General features: G+C 60.4%; 16 protein-coding genes. 10 read left to right on the forward strand and 6 right to left on the reverse strand.

Features of this window, described 5'->3' with window-relative positions; genetic code table 11:
• Window positions 1-71 precede the first annotated feature (71 nt).
• The 3 genes from AB4P97_RS02240 to AB4P97_RS02250 are packed head-to-tail and all read right to left on the reverse strand — an operon-like array spanning window position 72 to window position 2,656.
• The gene (locus AB4P97_RS02240; RefSeq protein ID WP_115147650.1) at window positions 72-1,121 is read right to left on the reverse strand and encodes an alkene reductase; all 1,050 of its coding nucleotides are present in this window, start codon (window positions 1,119-1,121) and stop codon (window positions 72-74) included.
• 31 nt (window positions 1,122-1,152) lie between these two features.
• A complete protein-coding gene (locus tag AB4P97_RS02245) occupies window positions 1,153-2,319 on the reverse strand; it encodes an MFS transporter (RefSeq protein WP_047300040.1) in 1,167 nt (388 codons plus the stop codon).
• 34 nt (window positions 2,320-2,353) lie between these two features.
• Window positions 2,354-2,656 (reverse strand): helix-turn-helix transcriptional regulator, encoded by a 303-nt coding sequence (locus AB4P97_RS02250; RefSeq protein ID WP_016771327.1) that lies wholly within the window; start codon window positions 2,654-2,656, stop codon window positions 2,354-2,356.
• A 169-nt stretch (window positions 2,657-2,825) separates the two neighbouring features.
• On the opposite strand from AB4P97_RS02250, the gene AB4P97_RS02255 reads away from it, so the two are divergent.
• A complete protein-coding gene (locus AB4P97_RS02255) occupies window positions 2,826-3,404 on the forward strand; it encodes an ACP phosphodiesterase (protein WP_115147651.1) in 579 nt (192 codons plus the stop codon).
• 125 nt (window positions 3,405-3,529) lie between these two features.
• On the opposite strand, the gene AB4P97_RS02260 is transcribed toward AB4P97_RS02255, so the two are convergent.
• A complete protein-coding gene (locus AB4P97_RS02260; RefSeq protein WP_042558022.1) occupies window positions 3,530-4,321 on the reverse strand; it encodes a 1-acyl-sn-glycerol-3-phosphate acyltransferase in 792 nt (263 codons plus the stop codon).
• Window positions 4,321-5,076: an L-ornithine N(alpha)-acyltransferase gene (gene olsB / locus AB4P97_RS02265; RefSeq protein WP_042558023.1), complete on the reverse strand. Its 756-nt coding sequence runs from the start codon at window positions 5,074-5,076 to the stop codon at window positions 4,321-4,323. The genes AB4P97_RS02260 and olsB overlap by 1 nt, the downstream gene beginning before the upstream one ends.
• A 153-nt stretch (window positions 5,077-5,229) precedes the next feature.
• On the opposite strand from olsB, the gene AB4P97_RS02270 reads away from it, so the two are divergent.
• From AB4P97_RS02270 to AB4P97_RS02290, 5 genes are all read left to right on the forward strand, one after another.
• A complete protein-coding gene (locus AB4P97_RS02270) occupies window positions 5,230-6,111 on the forward strand; it encodes an acyl-CoA dehydrogenase (protein ID WP_395602019.1) in 882 nt (293 codons plus the stop codon).
• Between the two features lie 147 nt (window positions 6,112-6,258).
• Complete coding sequence (locus AB4P97_RS02275; protein WP_042558025.1) at window positions 6,259-7,332, forward strand: serine hydrolase; 1,074 nt, start codon at window positions 6,259-6,261, stop codon at window positions 7,330-7,332.
• Window positions 7,329-7,625 carry an amidase gene (locus AB4P97_RS02280; protein WP_395602020.1) on the forward strand — a complete coding sequence of 99 codons (297 nt, stop codon included), beginning with the start codon at window positions 7,329-7,331 and terminating at the stop codon, window positions 7,623-7,625. The genes AB4P97_RS02275 and AB4P97_RS02280 overlap by 4 nt, the downstream gene beginning before the upstream one ends.
• A 256-nt stretch (window positions 7,626-7,881) precedes the next feature.
• Window positions 7,882-8,472: a YceI family protein gene (locus tag AB4P97_RS02285; RefSeq protein ID WP_395602021.1), complete on the forward strand. Its 591-nt coding sequence runs from the start codon at window positions 7,882-7,884 to the stop codon at window positions 8,470-8,472.
• A gap of 1 nt (window position 8,473) precedes the next feature.
• Window positions 8,474-9,631, forward strand: coding sequence for a phosphatidylserine/phosphatidylglycerophosphate/cardiolipin synthase family protein (locus AB4P97_RS02290; protein WP_395602022.1), 1,158 nt, complete (start codon window positions 8,474-8,476; stop codon window positions 9,629-9,631).
• Between the two features lie 140 nt (window positions 9,632-9,771).
• Here AB4P97_RS02290 and bglX read toward each other — a convergent pair whose 3' ends face one another.
• Window positions 9,772-12,063: a beta-glucosidase BglX gene (bglX, locus tag AB4P97_RS02295; protein WP_047300046.1), complete on the reverse strand. Its 2,292-nt coding sequence runs from the start codon at window positions 12,061-12,063 to the stop codon at window positions 9,772-9,774.
• A gap of 260 nt (window positions 12,064-12,323) precedes the next feature.
• On the opposite strand from bglX, the gene AB4P97_RS02300 reads away from it, so the two are divergent.
• From AB4P97_RS02300 to AB4P97_RS02315, 4 genes are all read left to right on the forward strand, one after another.
• Entirely contained in the window at window positions 12,324-12,932 is a 609-nt protein-coding gene (locus AB4P97_RS02300) for a LemA family protein (protein WP_042558030.1), read from the forward strand.
• 13 nt (window positions 12,933-12,945) lie between these two features.
• The gene (locus AB4P97_RS02305) at window positions 12,946-13,701 is read left to right on the forward strand and encodes a YgcG family protein (RefSeq protein WP_047300047.1); all 756 of its coding nucleotides are present in this window, start codon (window positions 12,946-12,948) and stop codon (window positions 13,699-13,701) included.
• A 33-nt stretch (window positions 13,702-13,734) separates the two neighbouring features.
• Window positions 13,735-14,352, forward strand: coding sequence for a TPM domain-containing protein (locus tag AB4P97_RS02310; RefSeq protein ID WP_395602023.1), 618 nt, complete (start codon window positions 13,735-13,737; stop codon window positions 14,350-14,352).
• Window positions 14,353-14,634: 282 nt separating this feature from the next.
• Window positions 14,635-15,861: a class I SAM-dependent methyltransferase gene (locus AB4P97_RS02315; protein WP_395599244.1), complete on the forward strand. Its 1,227-nt coding sequence runs from the start codon at window positions 14,635-14,637 to the stop codon at window positions 15,859-15,861.
• The last annotated feature ends 160 nt before the right edge of the window (window positions 15,862-16,021 follow it).

Raw genomic sequence — 16,021 nt, forward strand, 5'->3', positions numbered from 1 at the left:
CCGGTAACCGCTGGCGAAAAAAAGCCCCCGACTCTCACAAGTCGGGGGCTTTTGCGTTTCTGCGTCAAGGCTTACAGCGTTGGATAGTCGATGTAGCCAACCGGGCCTTTAGCGTAGAACGTTTCCGGGTGTGGCTCGTTCAGCGGCGCATCGGCTTTCAAGCGCGCTGGCAGATCCGGGTTGGCAATGAACGGTACACCGAACGCCACGGCGTCAGCCTTGCCGCTGGCCAGCCATGCGTTGGCGCTGTCCTTGGTGAAGCGTTCGTTGGCGATGTAAGGGCCGCCGAAGGCTTCTTTGAGTTGCGGGCCGAGGCTGTCGGCGCCTTCTTTCTCGCGGGAGCAGATGAAGGCGATGCCACGCTTGCCCAGCTCACGTGCCACGTAGGTGAAGGTTTCAGCCAGATTGTCGTCGCCCATGTCGTGGGAATCAGCACGTGGTGCCAGGTGCACGCCGACACGACCGGCGCCCCAGACTTCGATGGCCGCGTCAGTCACTTCCAGCAGCAAGCGGGCACGGTTTTCCAGGGAGCCGCCGTAGTTGTCGGTGCGCTGGTTGGTGCTGCTTTGCAGGAACTGGTCGAGCAGGTAACCGTTGGCGCCATGTATTTCCACGCCATCAAAACCGGCCGCCTTGGCGTTCTCGGCACCGATGCGGTAAGCGTCGACGATCTCGGCGATTTCAGCGGTTTCCAGTGCGCGCGGGGTTGGGTAGTCGGCCATTGGACGCACCAGGCTGACGTGACCTTTGGGCTGGATAGCACTCGGGGCGACTGGCGCTTCACCGTTCAAATACGAAGGGTGAGAGATCCGGCCCACGTGCCACAGTTGCAGGAAGATCTTGCCGCCGGCGGCGTGAATGGCTTTGGTCACGTTGGTCCAGCCACGCACCTGATCGTTCGACCAGATGCCCGGGGTGTCCGGATAGCCGACGCCCATCGGGGTCACCGAAGTGGCTTCGCTGAGAATCAGGCCGGCGGAGGCGCGTTGTACGTAGTACTCGGCCATCAGCGCGTTTGGCACACGGCCTTCGTCAGCGCGGCAGCGGGTCAGCGGGGCCATGATGATGCGGTTGGCCAGCTCGATGTCGCCCAGTTTGATCGGATCGAAAATAGTTGCCATGAAATACAACCCTCTTGGTTTAAGTGGTTAATCAGTGAGTCGCAGGGGCCAGTTCGGCATTGCCGTTCTGACGGAAAGTAATCAGGGTCACCAGCAGGGCAAGCACCGCCAGGGCAGCGGCGGCCAGAGGCACGCTGGTCAGGCCGAAGCCGTGGGCGATGACGCTGCCGCCGACCCAGGCGCCGAGTGCGTTACCAACGTTGAACGCGCCGATGTTCAGGGTCGAGACCAGGTTCGGTGCAGCTTTGCCGAAGGTCACTACGTTGATTTGCAGTGCCGGTACGGCTGCGAATGATGCAGTGGCCCAGAGGAACAAGGTGATTTCAGTCGGGATCAGCGCGACGCTGGTCCAGCTCAACACCGTGGAAATCACCGCCATCGCCACGAACACGCCAATCAGGGTGGCAGCGAGGCGTTTGTCTGCGAGCTTGCCGCCGATGATGTTGCCGACGGTAAGACCGAGACCGATCAACAGCAGCGTCCAGGTCACGCCTTTTGGCGAGACGCCAGTGACATCGCCGAGCAGCGGGGCGACGTAGGTGAAGAGGGTGAACATCGAGGCAGCGAACAGAGCGGTCATGCTCAGCGACAGCCAGATGCCGGCGCCTTTGAGGGCGGCGAGTTCGGCGCGCATATCGAGCTTTTCTTCGTCACGTTTGGCCGGCAGGAAGCGGATCAGGCCGATCAGCGCGATCACACCGATCACGGTCACTGCCCAGAAGGTCGAACGCCAGCCGGCCTCCTGACCCAATGCGGTGCCCAGCGGCACGCCGAGGACGTTGGCCAGGGTCAAACCGGTAAACATCAGGGCGACTGCCGAAGCGCGTTTGTTCGGCGCCACCAGACCTGCCGCCACCACCGAACCGATACCGAAGAACGCACCGTGGCAAAGCGCGGTGACGACACGGGCGAACATCAGCACGTTGTAGTCACTGGCCATCGCACAGAGCAGGTTGCCGACAATGAAGATGCCCATCAGCGCGACCAGTGCAGCCTTGCGCGGCAATTTGGCGGTGGCCAGTGCCATGAACGGCGCACCGATGGCCACGCCCAGGGCGTAACCGGTCACCAGCCAGCCGGCGCCGGGAATCGACACGCCGAGGTCGGCCGCCACATCTGGCAGCAGGCCCATGATGACGAATTCGGTGGTGCCGATGGCGAAGGCGCTCAAGGCGAGTATGAGTAGCGAGAGGGGCATCGTTGTTTCCTTGTGGGCTGGCTGACGTTAAGGGTCAGAGCTCTTTACTGAGTGTGCTGAGGAACGCCTGAATCACGTCCTCGTTACGTTTGAAAAAGTGCCATTGACCGGCCTTCTGGCTGCTGATCAGTCCGGCGCGTTGCAGGGTCGCCAAATGGGCGGACACGGTTGATTGCGACAGGCCGCAGCGTTGATCGATCTGCCCGGCGCAAATGCCGTACTCGTGGTTGTGCAACTGTTCCGGGAATTCGCCTTTCGGGTCTTTCAGCCAGTTGAGGATGTCTCGCCGTACTGGGTGTGCCAGGGCTTTTATTATTTCGTCGAGGTCAAGGTTCATGGCAGGGTGCTCGGTGTGTAAAACGCTATATCGCGATGAGGCGAACTTTAAATCGCTACTTCGCGATATACCAATATGATTTTGATCTGACGACCGCACAAATCGGTATATCGGGTTATAACGATACGTTGGGTGTATTGGAACGAGGGCGCGGTGCTAAGCTGCGCCCATGAACTATCTCGCACATTTGCATCTCGGTGGCCAGCGCCCCGACCAATTACTCGGCAGTCTGTATGGCGATTTCGTCAAAGGCCGGCTGCAAGGGCAGTTTGCCCCGGAGGTCGAGGCGGGGATTCAACTGCATCGACGGATTGACGTGTTCACTGATCGCCATCCGCTGGTGGACATCGCGCTGGGGCGGTTTTCCGATACCCGTCGGCGTTATGCCGGGATCGTCCTTGATGTCTTTTTCGACCACTGTCTGGCGAGGGACTGGCGGTTGTACGCGGATCAACCGCTGGCGCAGTTCACCGCTGACGTGTATCGAGTGTTGTCCCGTGAACCGCAATTGCCCGAGCGCCTGGCGAAGATTGCGCCGCACATGGTCGCCAATGACTGGTTGGGCTCGTATCAGGAGTTTGAAGTGCTTGATCAGGTGTTGCGCGGGATCTCCCGGCGATTGAGCCGGCCAGAGGAACTGGCGCGGGCGATGCAGGAATTGCGGCGGTTGTACGAGCCACTGAGTGAAGACTTCCGACTTTTCTACCCACAACTCCAGGACTTCGCCCAGTCTCCAGCAACACCCTGAATCCCTGTGGGAGCTGGCTTGCCAGCGATGGCGTCAGCACATTCAACATTCGTGTCGGCTGGTCTACCGCTATCGCTGGCAAGCCAGCTCCCACAGGGGCCGAGGGTGATTTCTGGATTTGTATTTCAGGCGGCGATTGCCGGGCGCATTGGGGATTGTCGGGTTTCCGGAATCGATCCAAACAACACCTTCTGCACCGCCTGCTGCGCTTCAAACGCCAGCGCCGCACGTTCCCGACCCTCGCAGGCGATCGGCTTGAGCAGATGCACTTCGACATCGCCGCAATCATTGCTGAACAGACGCATCAGGTGCGACAGCAGATCATCGTCACCAATGAACGGTGCCAACGTATCGACTTCGCCGTCACGCAGATAACGGATCGCCACCGGTTGCAGCATCACCTCTGAATCAATCGCCGCCGACAGCAAGCGACCGTGAAAGGTGCGCAGTGAACGGCCATCGGTGGTCGTGCCTTCCGGGAACATCAGCAGTGAATGGTCGGTTTGCAGGTGCCGGGTCATCTGTTTGCGGATCAACTGGCTGTCGCCCGAGCCGCGACGGATAAACAGGCTGCCAGCCTTGGCTGCGAGCCAACCCGCGACCGGCCAGGTGCGCACTTCGGCCTTGGACAGAAACGACAGCGGTGTGAGCATGCCCAGCAGCGGAATATCGGTCCACGACACATGATTGCTGACCCACAACATCGGCTGCTTTGGCAGTTCACCGTGGACGGTCATGCGAAAGGGCAGGGCATTGCTCAGGCGCGCCATGAAAAAGCGCGACCAGCGCTGGCGACGTTCCATCGAGTGCGCCAGGCCAATCCTCTCGAACACGCCGAACAGACTGGCCATGGTCAATCCCAGCGATACCACCAGCAGCACTCGCGCGATCCGCGCGTAAACCCGCAACCGGCTCATCACACGGCCGCCTTGAAGTGCTTGGCGTAGCGCGGGCAGAGTTCGTCGCGCTTGAGCAGGATGAACACGTCGGCGACCTGGAAGTCTTCGTCCCAGCACGGCTCGCCGCAGATCTTCGCGCCCAGGCGCATATAAGCCTTGAGCAGCGGCGGCATTTCGGCGATCACGTTCGACGGAATGTCGAGGGTTGGCAGCGGTTTTTTCGGCTCGGCACGCAAGTTTTCGGTGCACAGATAACGTTCGCGCAGACGCTGCATGATCGCGTGGGCCTGTACGCCACCGTCCTGCATCGGGATGCTCGCGCACCCCATCAAATAGCTGTAGCCGCCCTCGTTCAACACTTCGGCCAACTCACCCCACAGCACTGCAATCGTCCCGCCGTTGCGGTAGGCCGGGTCGACGCAGGTGCGGCCGATTTCCAGGATCGGGCCTTGCAGATGGGCGAGGCCATGCAGGCTGAATTCTTCTTCGCTGTAGAACTTGCCAAGGCTGCTGGCGGCGGTGTGATCGAGCAATCGCGTGGTCGCGACCAGGCGACCAGTGTTCAGGTCACGCACGCCGATGTGGCTGCAGTGAACATCATAATCATCCATGTCCAGACCCAGTTCCGCGCCTTTCAGTTTGGCGTTGAACTCGCCGCTGAAGACGCTGAATCGCAGGGCCTGGGCTTGCTGCAAGGCTTCGGCGCCGATCAGGCGTTCGGCTTGCAGACGGCGTTCATTGCCGGTGTCGCTGATGCGGGCGATCTGAGTCATTTGAATCTCCGTACGGGCCTTGAACCCGTCATGGGTTGCAGCCGATCGACTTTCTTTATGCAGCCGTGTTGTGCAAAGTCAGGCTATGTAGCCCCGGTGTCATCGCCATGAACCTTTGGTGATGCTTATATGACAGCCCACAAGGAGCCTCTTATGCCCTGGCCAGATCTGTTGCAAAGCCGTGAACGATTGCCCGCCGTTGCTGACCTGGCCGAGGGTTTTGCGACGTTGTTGCAGCAGTTGGGCAACGTCACGCCGTTCGAATTGGCGGTGGCGGGCGGGCGGCGGATGGCGACGCCAGGGCTGGCGTTTCTGGTCGGTTATCAAGCGGCATTGCGCATGTTGTGGCCGAGCGCACCGCTGAGCCTCGGCGCGTTGTGTGCGACCGAACAGCGCAGCCTGCGTCCGTCCGACATGCAAACGCGGCTGACGGATTTGCGCTTGAGTGGCGCCAAGGATTTCGTCACCGCCGGCGATGCGGCGGACTGGCTGCTGATCGCCGCACGCAGTGAAGAGGCCGGCGCAACGCCGCGCCTGAGTCTGGCGGTGGTGTATCCCGGTGAGCCCGGTGTGACGGTGGAAAAACTGCCGGCTCTGCCGTTGATGCCCGACATCAGCCATGGCCGACTGCATCTCGATGGGGCTCTGTGCGAGTTGCTCGCGGGGGACGGCTGGGATGCTTACGTCAAACCGTTTCGCACGCTGGAAGATGTCTATGTGCTGAGCGCGATGACCGCCTGGTTGTACGGCGTCGGGCAGGACAGCGACTGGCCACAGACGCTGCAACTGCGCTTGCTGGCGCTGCTGGCCGGGTGTGCGGAGATGAGTCGGCAGCCGCCGAACAATCCGGCGGGGCATGTGTTGCTCGGTGGGTTGTTTGCGCAGTTTGATGCGCTCAAGACCGAGCTTGACCAAGCGTTAAGCGAAGGTGATCCGGAATGGGCGCAGATGTGGCAGCGTGATCAGGCGGTGATGCAGTTGGCGTCGGGCGCCAGAGCCAAGCGCCTGGCCAAAGCCATGCACAATCCCCTGTAGGAGCTGCCGAAGGCTGCGATCTTTTGATTTTGTTTTTTTAAGGCAGGATCAAAAGATCGCAGCCTTCGGCAGCTCCTACATAGAGCTCGCACAGGAACTGTCATTTTTCTGCGCTAGCATCAGCAGACTTTCTGCTGAGCCCTCACCATGTTCAAAGGCCTGTCGCTGTTTCTGCTGCTGATCAGCTTCACCGTTCAGGCCGAATCATGGCCCGGCGAACAGTGGCCGGTTGGTCCGCAGATCACAGCGGTTGAGGATCTTCAGGCCTACGCCTTCCCACCCCGCGACGACACCACTCGCCAGGGCATCCGCACCGATGCCTTGTTGATCATTCGCGATGGCCAGATCATCTACGAACGCTACGCCGGCCCGACTAACGCGCAAACCCCACACCTGACCTGGTCTATCAGCAAAAGTCTGATGGCTGCGGTGCTTGGCGTTGCCTACGGTGAAGGCCTGTTCAAGCTCGATGATCCAGCCGTGAAGTTCTACCCGGCGCTGGAAAAACACCCGGCGATCACTATTGCCGATCTGCTGCATTGGGCCTCGGGCATCGACTGGCAGGAAGACTATGAATACGCCCCGCTGAAATCCTCGGTGGTGGCGATGCTCTACACCCGTGGTCACCAGGACATGGCGCGATTCACCGCCGATCACCACAGCTACGCCGTACCGGGGCAGGCATTCCGTTACTCCAGCGGCGACAGCAATCTGCTGGCGGCCGCGTTGAAATCCATCGTCGGCCCACAGCGATATCCAGACTATCCGTGGACAGCACTGTTCGAACCGTTGGGCATCCGCCACGCCGTGTGGGAAACCGATGCCAACGGTACGTTCGTCGCATCGTCCTATGCCTACCTGACCGCGCGGGATCTGGCGCGTGTCGGTGTGTTGATGGCCCGCGACGGACGCTGGAATGATCGGCAATTACTGCCCAAGGAATGGCTCACCTTCAACCTGCAACCCTTCGCCGGTTACAAGGCCAATCAGGATGAAGCCGTGCCCGGCGGCCACTGGTGGCTTAATCGCCCGGCGCAAGGCGCATCGTCACCGTGGGCCGATGCACCGCCCGATACCTTCGCCGCGCTGGGTCATTGGGGGCAGGCGCTGTACGTCATCCCCAGCGAAAAACTGGTGATCGTGCGCTACGCCGATGATCGCGACGGCAGCTACCGCCACAACGAACTGCTCAAGCGTGTGCTTGCGGCGGTGCGGCCATGAAGCGGTTCTTGGTGGTGTTGCTTGTCGTGCTGCTCGGCTGGATCGCCTATGAGCGCGAGAACCTCTGGGCCTTTGCGGACATCATCAGCGCCTACACGGCGAAGGAATATTGTTCGTGCCGCTACGTCATGAACAACGACGCCGAATATTGCCGTGGCTATGTGAAACAGTGGCTGCCAACCAGCGGCTTCAGCGATGACGTCGATAGCAAAACCATCACCGTCAGCGGCATGGGCCGCAGCAACAGCGCGCAATGGTTGAGTGAGCGCCAGGGCTGCCGCCTCAACCCCTGAACACACAATTGCCCTGCAAATAAAGAACCCTGTGGGAGCTGGCTTGCCAGCGAATGGCGGCGTGTCATTCAGCAAAAATTTCACCTGTGCCGGCCCAATCGCTGGCAAGCTAGCTCCCACAGGTGAAGCGTCAACAGTGGAACTTGTAGCTGTCGAAGGCTCGGGCCGCGATCGGACAATCTTTTGATCTTCGATTTGCAATAACGCCCCAGCCAGTTAATGTTCGGCTCAGGTTTATCGCCCCCACGAGTCCTCAATGTTCAACCGCTCCCTCTACAAAACCCTTTCCTGCATGCTGCTGGCTGCCGCTGCGTTGCCGGCGCAGGCCAATTGGTACCTGGACGGCGAGTCGTCACGGCTGTCGTTTGTCAGCACGAAAAACGCCCACATCTCCGAAGTGCAGCGCTTTCTGGTGCTGCATGGCAAGGTCGATCCGAACGGTCGCGCCGAGGTCGAGGTCGAGATGGATTCGATCAACAGCGGCATCCCGCTGCGTGACGAGCGCATGCGCAAGGAGCTGTTCCAGATCGAGCAATTCCCCGACGCGACCATCACCACCCAGATCGACCTGCGCCCGATCAACGATCTGGCCTCCGGTGCGCAACTGGAATTGCGTCTGCCGCTGACCGTCACTCTGCATGGCAAGCAACACGAGTACCCGGCCGAGCTCTTGGCAACGCGTCTTGATGATCGACGCTTCCAGGTGGTGACACTGGAGCCAGTGGTGATCAACGCCGAGGATTTCGATCTTGCCCCAGGGCTGGAAAGCCTGCGCAAATTGGCCGATTTGTCGGCCATCAGTTTGTCGGTGCCGGTGGGTGCGGTACTGATTTTCACGGCGCGCTGACATGCGCGGCGCGATCTTCCCTTGGCGTGACGGCAACCGTTTCGAGCTGTTGATCGACGGCCCGCAATTCTTCCCGCGCATGCTTGAGCAAATTGCCGGCGCCCAGGAGCAGATCGAACTTGAGCTGTACCTCGTCGAGGCTGGCGCCTGTGCCGAAACCATCGTCCAAGCGCTGGTGCTGGCCGCCGAGCGAGGTGTGCGCGTGCGCTGCCTGTTCGACGACTACGGCAGCCTCGCGTTTACCCTGAACCTGCGTAAACGCTTGACGCACGCCGGGGTTGAGCTGCGCTTCTACAATCGCCTGCACTGGCGGCGCTGGGTCGGCAATTTCTATCGTGACCACCGCAAACTGCTGCTGGTTGACCAGCGGCTGGCGGTGGTCGGCGGCACGGGTGTCACCGATGAGTTCTGGACCCCGGGGCACGACACCAGCGAGTGGCACGAAGTGATGGTGGAAATCAGCGGCCCGCTGGTGCTCGACTGGCAGCTATTGTTCGACCGCCAGTGGATCGCCAACCGCCATCGCCGTGCCTGGAAGCCATCCGCGCATGTCGGCTTGCCGCGTTTGCCCAAGGTGCCGGACATGGGCGAGGGCATGGGCCGCGTGGCTTACGCCGACGCCCGCCAGCACCGCGACATTCTGCAATCACTGTTTCGCGCGCTGAACAGCGGGCAAAAACGCATCTGGATGGCCACGCCGTACTTCCTGCCGACCTGGAAAATCCGCCGATCGCTGCGCAAGGCCGCTGCCCGAGGTGTCGACGTGCGCCTGCTGTTGACCGGGCCGCGCACCGATCACCCGTCCGTGCGCTACGCCGGGCATCGCTACTACCCGCGACTGCTCAAGGCCGGCGTGCAGATTTACGAATACCAGCCGTGCTTCCTGCACCTGAAAATGGTGCTGGTGGACGATTGGGTGAGCATCGGTTCGTGCAACTTCGATCACTGGAATTTGCGCTTCAATCTGGAGGCGAATCTTGAGGCGCTCGATCCGTCGTTGACGGCAGCGGTGGTGGCGAGTTTCGAGAAGGATTTCGGCTTGAGTCAGCAGGTGAGTCTGGAGGAGTGGCAGAGGCGGCCGTTGTGGCGGCGGGTGAAACAGAGAATGTGGGGGTGGGTGGATCGGTTGGTGGTTAACATCCTCGACCGCCGCGGGTAAAACCGATTTTGAATACACCCTAAATCCAATGTGGGAGCGAGCCTGCTCGCGAAGGCGGTGTGTCAGTCAGCAATTGTTTATCTGAATGACCGCTTTCGCGAGCAGGCTCGCTCCCACAGGGTTTTGCGGTGTGCTTGCAGTTACAGCAACTCAAAGCTCTGCTGCGTCACATTCTGAGAGTCCAGACCGATCTGCACGTTGAACTTGCCGGGCTCGGCGGCGTACTTGAGTTGGGCGTTGTAGAACTTCAGCTCCTCCTCGGTGATGGTGAAGTGCACGACTTTCTGTTCGCCGGCCTTGAGCATGATTTTCTGGAAGTTCTTCAGTTCTTTCACCGGGCGAATCATCGAACCGGTAACGTCCTGAATGTACAGCTGCACCACGGTTTCGCCGTCACGCTTGCCGGTGTTCTTCACCATCACACTGGCGTCGAGCTTGCCGCTGGCGTTCAGGGTGGTCGAGGACAGCGCCATGTCGCTCAGGCTGAAATCGGTGTAGCTCAAACCGTAGCCGAACGGGAACAGTGGCCCCGTCGTGTCATCGAAATACTGCGAGGTGTAGTTGCCCGGTTTGCCCGGTGTGAACGGCCGGCCAATGCTCAGGTGGTTGTAGTAGGTCGGAATCTGCCCAACGGAGCGTGGGAAGGTTACCGGCAGTTTGCCCGACGGGTTGTAGTCGCCGAACAGCACGTCAGCGATGGCGTTGCCGCCCTCGGTGCCGCTGAACCAGGTTTCCAGAATCGCATCGGCCGACTGGTTCTCTTCGAGAATGGTCAGTGGGCGGCCGTTCATCAAGACCAGCACCAACGGCTTGCCGGTGGCTTTCAGCGCGCGGATCAGCTCGCGCTGTGTTTCCGGGATGTTCAGGTCGGTACGGCTGGATGATTCGTGGGACATGCCACGGGACTCGCCTACGGCTGCGACGATCACGTCGGCATCCTTGGCGGCTTTCACCGCTTCATCGATCAGCACGTTGGCCGGGCGCGGATCATCAACCACTTCCGGTGCATCGAAGTTGAGGAAGTTCAGGTAATCGAGCACCTTCTTGTCGCTGGTGATGTTCGCGCCACGGGCGTAAATCAGGTTCGATTTGTCGCCGATAAGTGCGTTCATGCCGTCGAACAGGGTCACCGATTGCGCCGGACGACCGGCGGCGGCCCAACTGCCCATCATGTCGATCGGCGCCTTGGCCAGCGGGCCGACCAGCGCGATTTTTGCAGTCTTCTTCAGTGGCAGGGTTTCGTTCTGGTTCTTCAGCAGCACCAGGCTGCGACGCGCGACGTCACGGGCGTCGGCGCGGTGCAGGCGGCTTTCAGCGTAGGTGTCGGCCGGATCATCTTCAGCCTTGCCGATGCGCAGGTACGGGTCCTTGAACAGGCCCATGTCGTACTTGGCCGCAAGGACTTCACGCACAGCGTTGTCGATGTGTTTCTGTTCGATCTCGCCGGATTTGAGCAGCCCTGGCAGCTCTTTGCCGTACAGGGTGTCGTTCATGCTCATGTCGATGCCGGCCTTGATCGCCAGTTTCGCCGCTTCACGACCGTCGCGAGCCACACCGTGCTTGATCAGTTCAAAGATCGCGCCATGGTCACTCACCGCCAGGCCCTTGAAGCCCCAATCCCTGCGCAACAGATCGTTCATCAACCATGTGTCAGCGGTGGCCGGAATGCCGTTGATCGAGTTCAACGCCACCATCACACCACCGGCGCCTGCATCAATCGCGGCGCGGTACGGTGGCAGGTAATCCTGGTACATCTTCACCGGGCTCATGTCGACGGTGTTGTAGTCGCGACCGCCCTCGACCGCGCCGTACAAGGCAAAGTGCTTGACGCTGGCCATGATGCTGTCGGCCGTGTTCGGAGCATCGCCCTGATAGGCCTTGACCATGACTCGGGCGATGCGCGAAGTGAGGTAGGTGTCCTCACCGAAACCTTCGGAACTACGGCCCCAGCGCGGGTCGCGGGAGATGTCGACCATCGGCGCGAAAGTGATGTCGAGGCTGTCAGCGGCGGCCTCTTTGGCGGCAACGCGCCCGGAGCGACCGATGGCGTCCATGTCCCAGCTCGAAGCCAGGGCTAGCGGGATCGGGAAAATCGTACGGTGACCGTGGATCACGTCGTACGCGAAAAACATCGGAATCTTCAGGCGACTGCGCATGGCAGCGTCCTGCATCGGACGGTTTTCCGCGCGGGTGATCGAGTTGAACGTGCCGCCGATGTTGCCGGTGGCGATCTCCTTGCGGATCAGCTCGCGGGGCATTTCCGGGCCGATGCTGATCAGGCGCAACTGGCCGATCTTTTCGTCGAGGGTCATTTGCTTCATCAGGTTGCTGATGAAGGCGTCCTTGTTTTCCAGAGGTACCGAGGTCTCAGCGGCCAATACTTGATGACTGGCCAGACTGACGAACAGGCCCAGCAAACACAGCTTCTTCATGAATATTTTTCTCAAGGGCACAAACGGCAATGCAATGCCGGCCAGCCAAAATTTAGGGAGCGACTATTGTTGTTCGGGTGCGGGCGCAAAAACGCCAAGCCAAAAAAACACCGTTGACCGCAGGCAGCTCGACCGCGCAGGCACTTTTTAGCCCATTGACCGGTCGCAATCCAGTGGCGCGGCCGATTATGCCCCAACCACCGGCTGAGAAGGTTTCGCGCTCGGCTTTTTAATGAAATGTGTCAGGGAGCATCACTGCAATGAATGTAAGTCCAACCTATCGCTCGCGTTTGCAGGTCGCCACATTGTTGATGCTGGCGACTTTGCTGACCGCGTGTGGCATCAATAACATCCCGACTCTCGACGAACAGGCCAAGGCCGCGTGGGGGCAGGTGCAGAACCAGTACCAGCGCCGCGCTGACCTGATCCCCAATCTGGTGGAAACGGTGAAGGGCTATGCCGCCCACGAAAAGGAAACCCTGACCGCAGTGATCGAAGCCCGGGCGAAAGCCACGTCGATTCAGGTCGATGCCAGTACCCTCGACAATCCCGAGAAGCTCAAGCAGTACCAGCAGGCGCAGGATCAGTTGAGCGGCGCATTGAGCCGTTTGATGGTGGTGTCCGAGCGTTATCCGGATCTGAAGGCCAATCAGAACTTCCTCGCCCTGCAATCGCAGCTCGAAGGCACGGAAAACCGCATCGCCGTGGCGCGACGCGATTTCATTCTGGCGGTGCAGAAGTACAACACCGAGATCCGCACCTTTCCCGGTCGCCTCTGGCACAGCGTGATGTACAGCGACCTGCCGATGCGCGAAACCTTCGAAGCCACCACTCCTGGTGCGGAAAAGGCCCCGCAAGTGAAGTTCTGATTCGAGGTTGCCCATGCGTGTGTTGAAAATAGGCCTGGTGCTGATGCTGTGGATGTTCGCCGTCAGCGCCCGGGCCGAGTTGACGTTCCCGGCGCTGAGCGGGCGCGTGGTGGACGAGGCGCAGATGATCGAGCCATCGGTGCGCGCGCAATTGAGCCAACAGTTGCAGGCCCACGAACAGGCGAGCGGTGAGCAATTGGTCGTGGTCACGCTGCCCGATCTGCAAGGCACCACCATCGAGGATTATGGCGTCCAGCTCGGTCGTCATTGGGCCATTGGGCAAAAGGACAAGAATAACGGCGCGCTGCTGATCGTTGCCCGTGACGAGCGCAAATTGCGCATCGAAGTCGGTTATGGCCTGGAAGACCGGCTGACCGATGCGCAAACCTCGGTGATCATCCATCAAGTCATCACGCCCGCGTTCAAGACCGGCAATTTCAGCAAAGGCATCAGCGACGGCGTGGCGGCGATGCTGGTTGTGCTGGGCGGCAATCCGCTGGACGAACCGTCGACGGTGTATGAGTCCAGCGGGGACCCGCAGAGCGATTTCATCTCGCGCCATCCGACGTTGTTCGTTTTTCTGGTGATGTTGTTCATCCTGACGGTGTTTGTCTGCCAGATGCTCGGTATCCTGCCGACCGGCCGTGGCGGCTCCGGTGGCGGCGGAGGGTTTGGCGGTGGCGGCGGATTTGGTGGCGGCGGTGGCGGTGGGGGCTTCAGCGGCGGCGGGGGCAGTTTCGGCGGCGGTGGTTCGTCCGGCGGCTGGTGACATTAAAAGAATAATGAGCAGGCACTTTTTGACATGGCATTACTGACTGAACACGAACAACGCAAAGTCGCCGAGGCGATCGCACGGGTCGAGCGCGACACCGATGCCGAACTGGTGACAGTGCTGGCGGCTCGCGCCGATGACTACGCATACATCCCGCTGCTGTGGGCCAGCCTGCTGGCGCTGGTGGTGCCGGGCGTCGTGCATTATCTGACCGGCTCGCTGACCCTGCGCAGCCTGTTGCTGGTGCAGTGGGGCCTGTTCATTGTGCTGTGCCTGCTGTTTCGTCTGCCGAAGATCACCACACATCTGGTGCCACGCCGTGTACGACACTGGCGCGCATCGAACCTGGCGCGGCGGCAGTTTCTCGAACAGAACCTGCATCACACCGTGGGCAGCACCGGCATGCTGATTTTCGTCTGCGAGGCCGAGCGCTATGTGGAGATTCTGGTGGATGAGGGGATCTCGAAGCGGTTGGGCAATGAAAGCTGGGATGTGATTGTCGCCGCGTTTACCGAGCAGGTACGGCAGGGGCGCACGCTTGAGGGGTTTGTCACCTGCATCGAGGCGTGTGGGGAATTGCTCAAGGTGCATGTGCCGGTGACGCAGGTGCGCAATGAGTTGCCGAACCGGTTGGTGGTGTTGGCCTGAGAAGGATTGTCTGACTTGAAATCCAGCCCCTCACCCCAGCCCTCTCCCAATGGGAGAGGGGAAAGGGAGCCGATATTTGTTGGTTTCAAAACCTGAGTTCGGCTCGATAATTCAGGTCGGCGTAGCTTGAGATAACACCTCGGTCAGTTCCCTCTACCTCTGGGAGAGGGCCAGGGTGAGGGTCTCATTTAAACCGTTCGGTAAATAAGAGCGTGTCCCCAACCCCCATCCCCCCTAAAATACCCGCCATTCCCGATTCGCCCCGCCCGAGGCCGCTTGTTCATGTCCGTTACCGCCCCCTCCGCGCCATCAGCCAAACCCGCGCCGGACCACCACGCCCAGTTCATCGAGTTGCTGCAAACCAGCCTCGAGCAGAACGGTTTCATCAAACTGGTGCTGGCCAAATACGTCGGTGAAGAAGCGGATTTGCAGCGCGTCATCATCAAACCGGTGACCGTCAAGGCTCAGCCCTGCCTGTCGTTCGTGTATCGCTACAAAACCCGCGACATCACCAAGAACCTGCCATTGAGCGAAGGCGTTGCGAGCATTGCCGCGCTGCTGCCGGCCTCGTTCAAAAATGCGCACTTGCTGACGCTGGCTGACGAAGCTCAGCTCGAATACAGCAAAAAGGGCAAAACTTCGCTGTTCAAGAGCCAACCTCAGCAATTGCGCGAGGCACCGTCGGCCGAGCACAACCGCGAGAAAAACCGTTTTCTGGACCTGAACCGGCCGTTTCTCAGGGACCTGGGCGTGACCAACGCCCAGCACGAGCTGATCCCGGCGATGTCGCGCAAGTGGAAGCAGATCAACAAGTTCATCGAAGTCTTCAGCCATGCCCTGACATCGTCACCGCTGGCGCTGGACAAACCGGTGCGGGTCGCGGATTTCGGTTCGGGCAAGGGCTACCTGACGTTCGCCATCCACGACTACCTGCGTAATACCTTGAAAGCCGAGGGCGAAGTCACGGGCGTCGAGTTGCGTGAAGAAATGGTCAGCCTGTGCAACGCCGCAGCGGCCAAACTCGATCATCCGGGCCTGGTGTTCAAATGCGGTGATGTGCGCAGCGTGGCGCCGAGCGAACTGGACGTGATGATCGCCCTGCATGCCTGCGATATCGCCACCGACTACGCGATCCACACCGGCATCCGTTCGGGCGCGTCGATCATCATGTGCTCGCCGTGCTGCCACAAACAGATCCGCCTGCAGATCCAGAGCCCGGCGCTGCTCAAGCCGATGCTGCAATACGGTTTGCACCTCGGTCAGCAGGCGGAAATGGTCACTGACAGCCTGCGCGCGCTGTTCCTTGAAGCCTGTGGGTACGAGACCAAAGTGTTCGAGTTCATCTCGCTGGATCACACCAACAAGAACAAGATGATTCTGGCAGTGAAACGCGCCGAGCCGGTGGACCCGGCTCAACTGCTGGTGAAAATCCAGGAGTTGAAGGCGTTCTACCACATCAGCGAGCACTGCCTGGAAACCTTGCTGCGCGCTGACGGCTACCTGGCCTGAATCGCAACTCCGCTGCGCGCCCACGGTTGTCTGGCTTGACTCGTAACCTGTAGGAGCTGCCGCAGGCTGCGATCTTTTGATCTTGTTGCTACAAAACCAGAGTCAAAAGATCGCAGCGTGCCGCAGCTCCTACAGGTGTTCGTGTACAAACTGCCTGGCG

The sequence above is a fragment of the Pseudomonas sp. A1230 genome, from assembly GCF_044218825.1.
In the GTDB taxonomy this organism is placed as follows: domain Bacteria; phylum Pseudomonadota; class Gammaproteobacteria; order Pseudomonadales; family Pseudomonadaceae; genus Aquipseudomonas; species Aquipseudomonas iridis.